This window comes from Nonomuraea recticatena, assembly GCF_039533245.1.
GTDB classification, from domain to species: Bacteria; Actinomycetota; Actinomycetes; order Streptosporangiales; family Streptosporangiaceae; genus Nonomuraea; species Nonomuraea roseola.
Genome location: NZ_BAAATE010000037.1, coordinates 48,240 through 62,043, shown reverse-complemented (window position 1 = coordinate 62,043; position 13,804 = coordinate 48,240). Strand labels below are relative to the sequence as shown.

10 protein-coding genes are annotated in these 13,804 nt (G+C 68.8%); 6 read left to right on the top strand and 4 right to left on the bottom strand.

What is annotated here, in order from left to right:
• Nucleotides 1-114: 114 nt before the first annotated feature.
• On the bottom strand, nucleotides 115-720 hold the full coding sequence (locus ABFX50_RS42590; protein WP_346154973.1) for a TetR/AcrR family transcriptional regulator: 606 nt from the start codon (nucleotides 718-720) through the stop codon (nucleotides 115-117).
• A 52-nt stretch (nucleotides 721-772) separates the two neighbouring features.
• Between ABFX50_RS42590 and ABFX50_RS42585 the strand changes: the two genes are divergently transcribed.
• The 3 genes from ABFX50_RS42585 (at nucleotide 773) to ABFX50_RS42575 (ending at nucleotide 4,800) form a co-directional block, all read left to right on the top strand.
• On the top strand, nucleotides 773-1,627 hold the full coding sequence (locus ABFX50_RS42585) for an alpha/beta fold hydrolase (protein ID WP_346154972.1): 855 nt from the start codon (nucleotides 773-775) through the stop codon (nucleotides 1,625-1,627).
• A 248-nt stretch (nucleotides 1,628-1,875) separates the two neighbouring features.
• Nucleotides 1,876-3,474, top strand: coding sequence for a carboxylesterase/lipase family protein (locus tag ABFX50_RS42580; protein WP_346154971.1), 1,599 nt, complete (start codon nucleotides 1,876-1,878; stop codon nucleotides 3,472-3,474).
• Nucleotides 3,475-3,507: 33 nt separating this feature from the next.
• Entirely contained in the window at nucleotides 3,508-4,800 is a 1,293-nt protein-coding gene (locus tag ABFX50_RS42575; protein ID WP_346154970.1) for an MFS transporter, read from the top strand.
• 94 nt (nucleotides 4,801-4,894) lie between these two features.
• Here ABFX50_RS42575 and ABFX50_RS42570 read toward each other — a convergent pair whose 3' ends face one another.
• The gene (locus ABFX50_RS42570; RefSeq protein ID WP_346154969.1) at nucleotides 4,895-6,100 is read right to left on the bottom strand and encodes an MFS transporter; all 1,206 of its coding nucleotides are present in this window, start codon (nucleotides 6,098-6,100) and stop codon (nucleotides 4,895-4,897) included.
• A 162-nt stretch (nucleotides 6,101-6,262) separates the two neighbouring features.
• On the opposite strand from ABFX50_RS42570, the gene ABFX50_RS42565 reads away from it, so the two are divergent.
• Entirely contained in the window at nucleotides 6,263-9,328 is a 3,066-nt protein-coding gene (locus ABFX50_RS42565; protein WP_346154968.1) for an AfsR/SARP family transcriptional regulator, read from the top strand.
• 2 nt (nucleotides 9,329-9,330) lie between these two features.
• Here the strand turns inward: ABFX50_RS42565 and ABFX50_RS42560 are convergent, their stop codons facing one another.
• Complete coding sequence (locus ABFX50_RS42560; RefSeq protein WP_346154967.1) at nucleotides 9,331-9,807, bottom strand: NUDIX hydrolase; 477 nt, start codon at nucleotides 9,805-9,807, stop codon at nucleotides 9,331-9,333.
• 6 nt (nucleotides 9,808-9,813) lie between these two features.
• On the opposite strand from ABFX50_RS42560, the gene ABFX50_RS42555 reads away from it, so the two are divergent.
• Nucleotides 9,814-10,113: a hypothetical protein gene (locus ABFX50_RS42555; RefSeq protein WP_346154966.1), complete on the top strand. Its 300-nt coding sequence runs from the start codon at nucleotides 9,814-9,816 to the stop codon at nucleotides 10,111-10,113.
• Nucleotides 10,114-10,331: 218 nt separating this feature from the next.
• On the opposite strand, the gene ABFX50_RS42550 is transcribed toward ABFX50_RS42555, so the two are convergent.
• The gene (locus ABFX50_RS42550; RefSeq protein WP_346154965.1) at nucleotides 10,332-11,663 is read right to left on the bottom strand and encodes an extracellular catalytic domain type 1 short-chain-length polyhydroxyalkanoate depolymerase; all 1,332 of its coding nucleotides are present in this window, start codon (nucleotides 11,661-11,663) and stop codon (nucleotides 10,332-10,334) included.
• Between the two features lie 518 nt (nucleotides 11,664-12,181).
• Between ABFX50_RS42550 and ABFX50_RS42545 the strand changes: the two genes are divergently transcribed.
• Nucleotides 12,182-13,645, top strand: a complete 1,464-nt coding sequence (locus tag ABFX50_RS42545; protein ID WP_346154964.1) for an endo-1,4-beta-xylanase — start codon at nucleotides 12,182-12,184, stop codon at nucleotides 13,643-13,645.
• Nucleotides 13,646-13,804 lie beyond the last annotated feature (159 nt).

The window sequence follows — 13,804 nt, the reverse complement described above, 5'->3', positions numbered from 1 at the left end:
GTTCTTCCCCGCAGCCCTTACGATCGCCTTGCCGTGGCCGATCTCGCACATGGTTGGGGGCGATCGACGGTCCGGCGGCGACAGTCCAGTTCGCCGCATGTCGCATCATGCGGCTTACGCTCGGGTGAGCGCCTCGAGGAGTGGACGAATGATGGCCACCATGTCCCGCCGGGCGGCGTCCGGCTCCGGGGCGGCACCGACATAGAGTGCGGCCTCATCCCCCATGGCCAGGAGAAGGTGCGCAAGGGGTCTGACCGGCAGCGGCGGCAGCACGCCGTCGTCCACCCCTCGGGCGAGCATTCTCTCGATCAACCCGAGGATGTGGGTTTGGCAGATGCCGCGCCAACGCGCCCAGCCCAGCACCGATGGTCCGTCGATCAATACGATCCGCCGCACCTCGGGTCGTTGGCAGGCGTCAAACCAGGCCTGAAGGCTGCGCATCATCACCTCGACGAAGTCGGCGTCGGGGTCGACGCGTATCCCGGCGGCGAGCTGTTCGGCGACGTCGCCCTCCACATCCGAGAGCACCGCGGCGAACAGCTCGGTCTTGTCGCCGAACTGGTGGTAGAGCGCTCCTCGGCTCACAGCCGCGTCGGCCACGATCGCCTCGGTACCGACACCGGAGAAACCATGTTCGGCGAACAGCTTCCTCCCTGCGGCGATCAGGGCGGCGCGCGTGGCGGCCGTGCGGTCGGCTTGCGTGCGGCGGGAAACTTGCATACAGTCTGTTCCTAAGTTACGTACAGGTTGCATCTTTTCTAAGGATAGTGGCATGCACACCATCGACCTGCCACAGGGCACCCTCAGCTACCGAATCGCGGGGCCGGCGAAAACGACCGGGCCTCCCGTCGTCTTCGTCCACGCGTTCTTAGTCGACGGCTCGGTCTGGACCCGTGTCGCCGACCACCTAGCCGCACGCGGCGTTCGCTCCTACGCACCCGACTGGCCCCTGGGAGCCCATCACACACCTCTGCGGCCCGACGCCGACCAATCTCCGCGCGGCGTGGCCCGGCAGGTCCTGGCCTTCCTCGAGGCCCTCGATCTGCAAGACGTCACGCTGGTCGGCAACGACACCGGCGGCGCGCTGTGCCAATTCCTGCTCGACATCGATGCCAGCCGGATCGGCCGTCTCGTGCTCACCAACTGCGACGCCTTCGACACCTTCCCTCCCTTCCCCTACAACGTCATCTTCCGGCTCCTTCGCAGTGAACTCCGGATGCGGATCAACCTGCAGCCCATGCGTTGGCGAGCCTTTCGCCACTCGCCACTCGGCCTCGGCCTGCTCGCCAACAAACTGGATCCCGTCCAAACCAGGGCATGGATCGAACCGAGCTTACGAAACAAGGAAATCCGCCGGGACGCGGCGCGATTCCTGCGAGCCATCGACCCGAAGGATCTACTCGGCGTCTCCACACGCCTCAAAAACTTCACCGGGCCGGTACGGATCGTCTGGGGCACCGCCGACCGCGCCTTCAAACCCGCACTCGGTCAGCGTCTGCAGCGAGCCTTCAGCAACGCAACGTTCGTCGAGGTGCCTGGCGCGCGGACCTTCGTCCATCTCGACACCCCAACCGTGCTCGCCGACCACATCGTGGCACTGTCATCGGCCCAGCCGACACAGGACTGATGGCACACACCCGAAGCGCCGTACAGCCGGCTGTTCGTGCTGTCCACCGGAAATCATGATCTCGGCCGAGACCAGGATCCCTCACTTCGACAAGAGAAAGTCCCCCCGTCGGTGACATACGACGGCAGAAGTACGGTGAGGGCCGCCTCAGGAGGGATCCGAAAAGGAACGTGTACGGCCAGGATCGAGTCCCCGCCACGTGACTGGCAGGGGCGACGTCATCCATCCCTCACCAAGGGAGCTCCGTCATGCTCGCATCCCGCCTTGCCCATCATCTCATCACCTTATCCACCGTCGTCCTGGCCGTGACCCTGACCCATGGCTCTGGCAACGCTCAGGCCACCGCCGGCGTCCTCGGACCACCGGCAGCCACGAGTGCATCGCCCGGCCTGGTCCGCACCGCTCAGGGATGGGTGGAGGGCACGGTGACCGACAAACATCGCAGCTTCCTTGGTATGCCGTACGCCGCTCCTCCGGTGGGACCGCTGCGGTGGCGTGCACCGCGGCCCGCGGCCAGCTGGGAGGGCGTCCGCGATGCGACCCGACCAGGGGCGCAGTGCCCACAGCTCGGCAGGACAGGTCCTGAAGGCAGCGAAGACTGCCTCTACGTGAACGTGACAACCCCGCGACAAGTCGCCGGTAAACTACCCGTGCTCGTCTGGGTGTACGGCGGCGGGCTCATCTACGGATCCGGCGCCATCTACGACCCCAAGCGGATGGTCGACGACGGCGCGATCGTGGTCACGTTCAACTACCGGCTCGGTGCGCTGGGGTTCCTGCGCCATCCAGCGCTTCATGACCCGTATGCAGGCAACTTCGGGCTCGCCGATCAGCAAGCCGCGCTGCGTTGGGTACGCAAGAATATCGCGGCATTCGGCGGCGATGACCGCAACGTGACGTTGTGGGGCCAGTCAGGGGGCGGATACAGCGTATGCGCCCAGCTGGCCGCGCCGGCTGGCAGTGGCCTGTTCGACAAGGCGATCGTGCAGAGCGCGCCGTGCGGCAACCGGCTCATGACCGAACCGACCGCGAACCGCCGCGGACTCGATCTTGCGGCAGACCTGGGCTGCACCGATCAGGCGACAGCCGAGCAGTGCCTGCGGGGCAAGCCGATCAGCGACCTGGTGCGGCCATCGGACCGTGAAGGGCTCTTCGAAGGGTTGCGTCGCCACCGCGCCGACGTGTGGTGGTTCCCCGTCGCAGGCACCCCCGTGCTACCGCTGCAGCCGTTGACGGCGATGCGGTTGGGCATGGCCGCCGACGTCCCACTGATCCACGGCGGCACCAAGGACGAGTTGCGGCGCCAGATCGCCTACACCTACCCCCCAGCTGGGCCGGTTACCGAGGCCGAGTATCCGAACATCGTGACCCAGCTGTTCGGAGCCAAGGAAGCGAAGCGGATCCTCGCCGTCTATCCCACCTCCGGCTACGCCAGTCCAGGCCTGGCTCTGGCCACATTGCTCAGCGATTACGGCGGCCTGACCGGGTCGTGCAGTCAGTTGCCCGCGCTCGATGCAGCAGCGCGGCGGGCACCCGTGTACGCCTACGAGTACGCCCAGCCCTCCGGCGAGGAGACGGGCTTCCCGCTCGGCGCCTCACACGGGGATGATCTCAAGTACTTCCTCGACAGGGGTCCAACACCGCCGTCGTTCACGCCGGAGGAGCAGACCTTCGCCGAACGGCTGATCCGCTACTGGACGCGCTTCGCCAGGACCGGCAGCCCAGGCCCGGAGTGGCCGGAATACCGGCGTGGCAGTTCGACGGCGCTGTCGATCGCGATCGCGCAGACCGGGCCGGTGCACCTGGCCAGCACCCATCGGTGCGGCTTCTGGCAGACGGTTTCCTGACGGCTGATCCCGGCGAGCGAGGAGAAAGAGACCATGTCAGCCACCGGCGGGAGCTCGGGAACCGAGCCCAGAAAGGCGAGCGGGTTACAGTTACTACGCGACAACCCGGGATTCCGCTCGCTGTGGTCGGCACGAGTCATCTCGGTGGGCGGTGACGCGCTCAGCCTCGTCGCGCTGATGCTCCACGTCGCCGATACGACCGGACAGGCGCTCGCGGTCTCACTGCTGCTGCTCGTCGGCGATTTCGTCCCCTCGCTTCTCAGCCCGATCGCCGGCGCGATCAGCGACCGTTTCGATCTCAAGCGGGTGATGATCGCATGTGAGCTGGGCCAGGGCGTAGTCCTCCTGCTCATCGCCCTCTCGCTGCCGCCGCTCCCCCTGCTGCTGGTGCTGGTCGGACTGCGCGCAATCGTGGGACAGGTGTTCCTCCCAGCCTCACGCGCGGCGATACCGGGACTCGTGGGGGACAAAGACCTGGAAAGCGCCAACGCCACGCTCGGGTTCGGCACCAACGCGGCCGAGGCTCTCGGGCCGCTGGCCGCGGCCGCCCTCCTTCCTCTCGTCGGAATGCAGGGCGTGCTCCTGGCCGACGCCGTCTCCTTCCTGGTTGCGGGCGCGGTACTGCTCACGCTGCGCTCGCTCCCCCCGGCGCCCGCCCCCGCAGGAGTGAAAACCTCGCTCCTGCGGGATGCGAAGTCCGGGCTCGGCTACATCAAATCAACCAAGGCGGTCCGGGTCATCGCCCTGGGCTTCTGCGCCATCGTGGCCTTCAACGGAGTGGACGACGTCGCCTTGGTGCTCCTGGCCACCGAATCCTTCGCGGCCGGCGACTCGGCGGTCGGCCTGCTCCTGGGCGCCGTCGGCATCGGCCTGCTCTTCGGGTACGCGCTGACGGCCCGTTACAGCGTCCGCATGTCCCTGATGACGCTGCTGGTCGCCGGCTTCGCGGTGAACAGCGCCGGCAACCTCCTCACCGGACTGACCTGGGCCGTCGCCGCCGCGTTCACGACCCAGTTCATCCGCGGATTCGGTATCGCGGCGATGGACGTGGCCACCAACACCCTGCTGCAGCGGCTGGTGGCTCCGAGGATGCTCGGCAGAGTCTTCGGCAACCTCTATGGAGCGATCGGAGTAGCCGCCGCGCTGTCATACATCGCAGGCGGCTTCCTGCTGGACGCCACCTCCGCACCGATAACGCTCCTCATCGCGGGTGGCGGGGGGCTGCTGGCCACCATGCTTGTCGCGTTGGCGCTGCCGAGAGTGCTGGACGAGCACACCGCCGGCCAGGGCACCGACGACACCCCAACACCGAACGTCACGAAGTGAATATCTGTCGCATCTGCCGAGTGGCTGCCTCCCCTCCTGGCCAGGGCGTGGACGAGATTGCTGGAAAGACGCGCTCAACGACCGGCGACGGCTGTCAGCGCAGCGTGTGGCTGCCGTGGGAGCCCGGGCTCCGGTCAGTCGCGTCGGCACGGGGTACGGCGCGCCTCGTTGCCAGGTTCGCCAGCAGTCCGGCCACGCTCACAGCGGCGCCCGCCAGACCCAGTCCGGCGGGCGTGAGCTGCTCCTGGAGCAGGCCGCCGAGGGCGCCCCCGAGGGCGACGCCGACGTAGATCGCCGAGTTGTTCAACCCCAGCAGCACAGCAGCGGCGTCCGGCGCGTGCGCGACGAGGCGGCTTTGCTGCGGCACAACAGGCAGCGAGACGCAGACGCCCCAGAGCACCGCCCACACGATCGTCATCGCGAAGTCGCCGGTGGCCTGAGGGCTGATCCCGAGCATGACGGCGGCGGCGGCCAGCCCCCACGAGACCACCTGCCGAGGGGGGAAGCGGTCGGCGAGCCGTCCCGCCGCCATGTTGCCCACCATGTTGCCCACGCCCCAAGCCAGCAGCACGACGGTCAGCGACGTCGCAGAACCACCGGTGGCACCCGCGACCGCGGGACTGATGTAGGTGTAGAGAACATGGGTGCCCGCAAGGGTCAACACGGTGACGGCGAGCATGCCGAACACGCGGATCTCCCGCAGCGGGGCCAGTCTGTCCCGCAACGTGACGGCCGGCAGGGAGATGGGCCCCAGGGCGACGGTCACACCCGCCGCCGCGACGACGCCCAGCGCGGCGACGGCCCACAACGTCAGCCGCCAGTCGGCGCCGCCGATCAGCGTGCCCGCCGGCAGTCCGAACGCGATGGCCAGCGTGAGCCCGCCCATGACGAAGGCCAGCGCCCGGCCGCGCCGTTGCTCGGGTGCGATCGCGGCCGCGGCGCTGAACGCCGCGGCGCCGATCAATCCGGCGCCCATGGCCGTCACGACGCGCGCGATGATCACGATCTCGTAGTTCGGGCCCATGGCCGTCGCGGCGTTGCCGACCACGAAGATGGCCAGCGCCAGCAGCAGGGCGGCCCGCCTGTCCATCCCGCTCGTCAGCGCTCCAAGGATCGGCGCCGACACGGCGAACGCCAACGCGAACGCCGTAACCAGTTGCCCGGCCACCGCGACGCTCACGTCCAGGTCGGCGGCGATCTGCGGCAGCAGTCCGGCGATGATGAACCCGTCGGTGCCGACCGCGAAGAGCGCCATCGACAAGGGGATCAGCTGCCTGAGCAGCCGCTTCTGATCTCTCACGTGCTTTCGTGTCCTTCCCGTGGCCCACCCCGCCGCGGAGCGCTCACGTCGAGCGGTCACGACCGTGGCGGCATGGGCGCGGCAGTATGTCCTTGCTGCGCCAGCATTTTCAGCGCCACTTGCTGATCGCTGTCCGACGGCTGTCCGGCGTAGGGTGGGCAGGTGCGGTTCGGTGTGCTTGGCCCTCTCTCGGTGGCGAAGGCGGACGGGACGCCGGTTCCCGTGCCCGGGGTCGAGGTACGGGCCCTCCTTGCGCTGCTCCTGCTGCACGAAGGCCGCCTGGTCTCGGTCGACAGGCTGATCGGCGACCTGTGGCCTGGCTCGTTGCCGGCGCATCCCGCGAACGCGTTGCAGATCAGGGTCGCCCGGCTACGCCGGGCGCTGGAGGCTGCCGAGCCTGGCGCGCGTGCCTTGGTGGAGCACCGGTCCGCCGGTTACCGGCTTCGCGTGCCTGCCGAGTCGATCGACAGTGTCAGGTTCCAGACGCTGCTTCATCGTGCCCGCGCCTCCGTCGATCCATGGACCCGGCGCCAGGTGCTCACTGACGCGCTGATGTTGTGGCGAGGCCCGGCGCTCGCCGGCTTCGAGGACCGGGCGTTCACGCAGCCGGTGGCCGAGCGGCTGACCCAGCAGCGGCTGGCCGCCCTGGAAGACCTCGCCGAGACGCGACTGGACCTGGGCGAGCACCACGCGGTCGCCGCGGAACTGACCGAATGGGTACGACGGCACCCCGGCCGCGAGCGGCTCGTGGCAGCGCAGATGCGTGCGCTCCACCGCTCCGGACGGCAAGCGGAGGCGCTGGCCGCCTACGACGAGTTCCGCCGCCGGATGGCGGTGGACCTGGGACTCGATCCGAGCCCGGAGTTGGCGGCGCTCCATCAGGCGGTCCTGGTGCGCGACCCGGCGCTGGAGACGCCGCCGGATCAGTACCCCACGAACCTGCCCACCCCGGTGACCGAGCTGATCGGCAGGGAGGCGGCGGTCGCCGACGTGCTCATGTCGCTGGAGAGTCGACGTCTGGTCACGCTCACGGGCCCCGGCGGGGTGGGCAAGACCCGCCTGGGAGTGGCGGTCGCCGCTGCGCTGGCCCCTTCGTATCCGGACGGCGTGTGGCTGGTCGAGCTGACCGGGCTGGATGGCGCCCACGCGGCCGACGCCGTCGCCGAGGCCGTGATGGCGGTGCTGGGCATCCGCGAGAACACCATGCTGGGGCCGGTTCCCGCCGGCGAGCCGATGGGCCACGTCGATCGGCTCACCGCCTTTCTGCGCGGCAAGAGACTCCTTCTCCTGCTCGACAACTGCGAGCACGTGGCGGGACAGGTCGCGGAGCTCGTGCTGGCCCTGCTCCATGCGGCGCCTGGCCTGCGCGTGCTGGCGACCGGCCGCGAACCGCTGGGCATGGCCGGCGAGGTGCTGTACGCGGTGCCGCCGCTGGACGTCCCCGCTCCCGGGGCGGATGTGGAGGCCATATGGGAGTCCAGTGCGGCGCGGTTGTTCTGTGCCCGCGCCGCCGACGCCGATCCGGGGTTCGCGCTGGAGGCGTCCAACGCCCGGGTCGTGACCGACCTGGTGCGAGGGCTGGACGGTCTGCCGCTTGCTCTTGAGCTGGCCGCTGCCAAGGTCCGGGCACTGGGTGTGCACGAACTCGCAGCCCGTCTGGATGACCGGTTCCAGCTGCTGGCCTCCGGCAGCCGCGGCGCTCCGGCCAGGCACCGGACTCTGCAGGCCGTACTCGACTGGAGCTGGGAACTGCTCACCGACAACGAACGGGTCGTGCTGCGCCGTCTCGCCGTCATGGACGGCGGCACACTGGCGGCGATCGAGTCGATCTGCGCGGACGGCGACGCCACCGCCCGAGGCGTGGCCGGGGTCCTGGCACAGCTCGTGGACCGCTCGATGGTCATGGTCACCGGCGATCGGCGCTACCGCCTGCTGCAGACCATCGCCGCCTACGCCCGGGCGCGGCTCGAGGAGGCAGAGGAGAGCGACGCCGTACGTGCCAGACACTCCCTGTACCACGTGTCGATGGCCGAGGCGCTGCTGCCTGGACTGTTCGGTCCTGATCAGCAGTCCTGTCTCCAGCAGCTCGACACCGAGCACGGCAACCTCCATTGCGCGCTGGACCATGCGATCGCTCAAGGGTCCGCCGAGCTCGCGTTGCGGCTGGTCGACGCGCTGGCCTGGTCGCTGTTGCTGCGGGGCCGGGTACGCCAGGCGGCACGGTGGGCCGACCGGGCGCTCGCCGTCGCCGGGCCCGCGCCGAAGGCCCTGCGCGCGCGGGTGCACGCCTGGCAGGCGGGCATCGCGATCCTGCTCGACGTCGAGCACGACCCGGCGGCCGCGGCCCGCACCGCGCTGACACATTTCAGCGGCGCCGACGACCCTGACGGGCTCGCCATGGCGCACTGGCTCCTGGCGTACGTGCTCCTCCACGCCGGAGACCTGGACACCAGCGAGGAGCTGGCGATGCGTGCTGCGGCGGGCTTCCACACGCTCGACCACCCCTGGGGCCAGGCCGTCGTCGCAAGCCTGCGCGCCAACCACGCACTGGCAAGGGGAGATCTGGCCACCTCACAGGCGGCATGCGACAAAGCCCTCGCGCTGTTCCGGTCACTCGGAGACCGGGGCGGCGAACTGCTCACGGTGTACCCGCGCGCCGCGCTGGCCGAGATCCGTGGCGACCATGACACGGCCGAGCGACTGCACCGCGACGGGCTCCGGCTGGCCGAGGATCTGGGCATGTGGGCCGAGGCCGCCGATCGGCTGTCCGGGCTCGGCCGGATCGCGATGCTGCGCGATGATCACGACACGGCGAGAGAGCTCCACGAGCGGGCCAGGCGGCTCGCCGCCGAACACGGCTTCAAGGCCGGCGAGGTCTACGCCGTCATCGGCCTGGGGCAGACGGCCCGCCATTCCGGCGACCTGGCAGCGGCCAGCGATCATCTGCACGAGGCCGCCGCGTGGTATCGCCAGACGGTCAGCGCACCGGGATATGCGGCAGTGCTCAGCGAGCTCGGCTTCATCGCCGAGCAAAAAGGCGACCCGGCAGAGGCGGCGGCCTACCACCGGCAGGCGCTCGCCTTCGCTCGGCGGCTGGGTAATCCCCTGGCCCAGGCCACAGCCCTGGAGGGCATCGCCGGGGCCCACCTGCTGGCCGGTCGGCAGTCACAGGCCGCCCACCTTCTGGGCGCCGCACACGCCCTGCGGGAGTCGTCGGGGGTGAGGTGATCTCACTGAATTTCCGCCAGGTGGTTGTGCCTTCCGGCTGAGCCGGGTGCGAGTGCGCGGATCTGGTTCGGATCCTCCCCCTCCTCAACATGACCGCCCGGCAGGTCCCACACATCGGGATACCAACGGCGTCCGGCGCTTCGATGACACAGCAACACCCGATCGCCGTCGCGCAGAACGGCCGTCACGATCCGGACCGGACCGGAGTCGTCAGCGGAGATCGTCATCGGCACATTCTGACCCAAGCGGATCCGTCGCAGACAAGGCGCGTCCCGCCGCCCGACACCCGTCACCGTGCGTGAGCGGTGCGCCGGCCGGCGACAGACGTATCCCGCCCCCCGAGGGATGGCGCCCAAACTCACGAACATCGAGATCGGTGAGATTCCGCTGGTGCCGAAACTCAGCGACATCTGGTGCCGGAACTCCCGAACAAAGCCATTGGGGATGTCGCGTTCGCCGCGGAACCAGGGCAGCACCATGACCGCTTGCCGGAATGGGTCAAGGCCGGCCGGCTGAATTGCTTGTGGCGAGAGCTCTTCTACGGGGGCTCCACGTCTGTTCCGGCCTTCGACAACTTACCCCCGAAAGCCTGGAACGCCCTTGGAAGCCAAATCTCCCCGAACTATTTCGCTGAGATCACGACCGTTTCTCTGGGCCTATGGCGATGTGCCGACTTCGTGGCCAGTGTCATGCGCCTGAAATTCGTCGGCGATATTCACCGAGGGATTCGCGGATCGTCGGGGGTCTTTGTCCGGACGAACGGCTTCGGGTCGTCGTTCGATTGATCCATCCAGTCGCGGGATGTCGTGCTCCCATACTTGGACGCTCTTGTGGACCCCGCGGCGGAGCTCTTCGGGTGATCGAGGCGGCTCGGCAGTACTCGTTGATCGCTTCGCTGAGCACCTTTCGGCGCTGAGTCCGCCCCTCGATCGGCATGACGACTCGGTCGTCTTGATCCGGTGGGCATTGCCGGTAGTGCTCGGCATACCCCACTGGGACGGTGTCAGGTGCGGGTCCAGCGCTGGTTGGCGCCGCCGTGACAGGAGTAGAGCTGGAGCCGGGTGCCGTTGGCGGTGCCCTGGCCCACGGCGTCCAGGCACAACCCGGACTGCGCCCCGGTGATGGTGCCGTCGGCGTTCAGGCGCCATTTCTGGTTGCCGCCGCCGTGGCAGGAGTAGATCTGGATGCCGGCGCCGTTGCCGACGCCGGCCGCATCGAGGCACTTGTTGCCGTAGACCCGGAGCTCGCCGGCCGAGGTGGCGGTCCACTGCTGGTTGCCGCGCCCGTTGCAGTCCCACAACTGCACCGCGGTGCCGTCGGCGGTGGCGGCGCCGGGCACGTCCAGGCAACGCCCGGAGCCGACTCCCCTGATCTGCCCGGCGGGTGGCGGAGTCGGCGTCGTGGTGGACGAGCCGCCGTCCAGACCGAAGAAGCGGATGGCGTGCGCGGCCATCCCTGGTCGCGGCAGGTCATGGCCGGCTCCGGTGATGGTGTACGCCTCGACCTGCCCGGAGCCGAAGACTCGCCGGGTCCATCCGGACTGCGGGCTGTCGGTGGAGGCCGGAGTCTGGCTCAGCCCGTGCACGTTGGTCCACTGGTCGACCTCCTCCTGCAGCATCGTGTACGGCAGCACGGAGTCGGCGGTGCCATGCCAGGCCATCACGCGCGGCCGGGGCCCTGTGTAGCCGGGGTAGGCGTTCCTGACCAGGTCACCCCACTGCTGCGGCGTCTTGTCGCCGCACCCGGCGGGGCCTAGGCAACCGTAGGGAACTCCCGCGAACGGCGCGCCGGCCTTGAACACGTCCGGGTACGTGGCGAGCAGGTTGTTGGTCTCCATGGCGCCGGAGGAGAAGCCGGTGGCGAACACCCGCTGCGGGTCGCCGTTGTAGCGTTGCAGCACATAGGCCGTCATGGAGACGATCGACACCGGGTCACTGCCGCCACCGTGGCGCAGAGCCTCGTCGGACCACACGTCGAAACAGTTCGACATGCCGTTGGCGCTCTTGTTCGCCTGCGGGTAGATGACGATGAAACCGTACCGGTCGGCCAATGAGGCGAACTCGGTGCCCTGGTGGAAGCCCGGGGCCCAGCCGTTGCAGCCGTGCATCGCCACCAGGACTCCCGGGCGGGATGCCACCGTGTCGGGGACGTAGAGGTACATCCGCAGGCCGCCAGGGTTGGCTCCGAAGCTGGTCACTTCGGTCAGGGTCGCCGCCGACGCTCCCGGCGCGACCGTGACGAACACGGACAGAGCAGCGGCTACCGCCGCGATCAGAGCCGCCAGGGCGGCTCCGATACCCGCGCACCTTCTCGTACGGCGTTCGCTTCGCTGCATGGGTTCACCTCTGCGCTGTTAGCGTTAACAAACCGCTGGGCTGGTGGGGCTCCCCTGGGGCCGGTGGAGGTGGTGGCAGAACGGAGCAAACACGAGGCGGAAAGGTACTGTCAAGAGCGCCTTAACGTGCAGCGCGCCCAGGCGGCAACACCCGAGCGCGCTCACCTCGGATGACGAGCCATGCCGCATTCGACCAGCGCGAGCGTCTCAGTGAAACTTTCATCCGCATCCCCAGCCCGCGCCTCCGGTGAAACTTTCAAGGGGCGCCGTCCCAGAGAACGCCCAGCGCAATCGGCAAAGACAGGATCGATTCACCGAAAGTTTTTGTTCCATCCTTGACTATTTTCGGTGAACTTCTCACACTGAGTGCCCGAGGTGATCTCCCCTGCCGGCTCGGTGGTGCTCAACAGGGGCTGCCGTCCCGACGCCTGTGGTGTGCGTCCCAGCCGGGGCGCGGCGTCGGTCCCGCGGGTGTCCCGCACCGACCCTTCCTCTGATTCGCATACGGAGGCTCAAGCATGCGTGTCAACGCCATGTCCCCACCCACCGCCCGACGGCCGCTCGGCGCGCGCCGCCGGGCGCTGATCACCGGCGCGCTCGGCGCCCTCGGCCTGATCACGGCACTGGCGACGGCGATTCCGGCCGATGCCGCGGCGAGCACGCTCGGCGCGGCCGCCGCGCAGAGCGGCCGCTACTTCGGCACCGCCATCGCCTCGGGCAAGCTCGGCGACTCCGCCTACACGACGATCGCCAATCGCGAGTTCGACATGGTGACGGCCGAGAACGAGATGAAGATCGACGCCACCGAGCCCAACCGCGGCCAGTTCAACTTCACCGCCGGGGACCGGGTCTACAACTGGGCCGTGCAGAACGGCAAGCGGGTGCGCGGGCACACCCTGGCCTGGCACTCACAGCAGCCGGGCTGGATGCAGGCGCTGTCGGGCAGCTCGCTGCGCCAAGCGATGATCAACCACATCAACGGCGTCATGGGCCACTACAAGGGCAAGATCTACGCCTGGGACGTGGTCAACGAGGCCTATGCCGACGGCAACTCCGGCGGCCGACGTGACTCCAACCTCCAGCGCACCGGCAACGACTGGATCGAGGTGGCCTTCCGCACCGCGCGCGCCGCCGACCCTGCCGCCAAGCTGTGCTACAACGACTACAACATCGACAACTGGACCTGGGCCAAGACCCAGGGTGTCTACAACATGGTCAGGGACTTCAAGGCCCGCGGCGTGCCGATCGACTGCGTCGGCCTGCAGTCCCACTTCAACAGCAACAGCGCCTACAACAGCAACTACCGCACGACCATCCAGAGCTTCGCCGCGCTGGGGGTCGACGTACAGATCACCGAGCTGGACATCCAGGGCGGCTCGGCCACCACGTACGCCAACGTCGTCAACGACTGCCTGGCGGTGCCACGCTGTACCGGCATCTCGGTCTGGGGAGTTCGCGACAGCGACTCCTGGCTCGGCGCCAACACCACCCCGCTGCTCTTCGACGGCAACGGCAACAAGAAGGCCGCCTACACCGCGGTGCTCAACGCGCTCAACGGCGGCAGCACGACGCCGCCGCCCGGTGGGGGCGACGCGGGGCAGATCAGGAGCACGGCCTCCGGCCGCTGCGTCGACGTGCCCAGCGCCGGCACCACCGACGGCACCGCGGTACAACTGTGGGACTGCAACGGTCAGAGCAACCAGCAGTGGACGCGGACCTCAGCAGGGGAATTGAAGGTGTACGGCAACAAGTGCCTGGACGCCGGGGGCACGGGCAACGGCGCCAAGATCCAGATCTACTCCTGCTGGGGTGGCGACAACCAGAAATGGCGCGTCAACTCCGACGGCACGATCGTGGGCGTACAGTCCGGGCTGTGCCTTGACGCCGTCGGCGGCGGCGCCGGCAACGGCACGGGGCTGCAGCTGTACAGCTGCTGGGGCGGCAGCAACCAGAAGTGGACCTACAACGCGGGCTCCGCGTGAGCTTCACCGGCTGCTCGCCCTGGCGCCGGGCCTACTGACCCAGAACAGCTCCCCCTCGCTGACCGCACCCCGGTGCGGTCAGCGAGGGGAGGCGGAGCAGCGCGCGCACGGCCGTGGGTCGCCCGAGCGCCGGCGTGGTGCCGAACATGGCCCCAGACA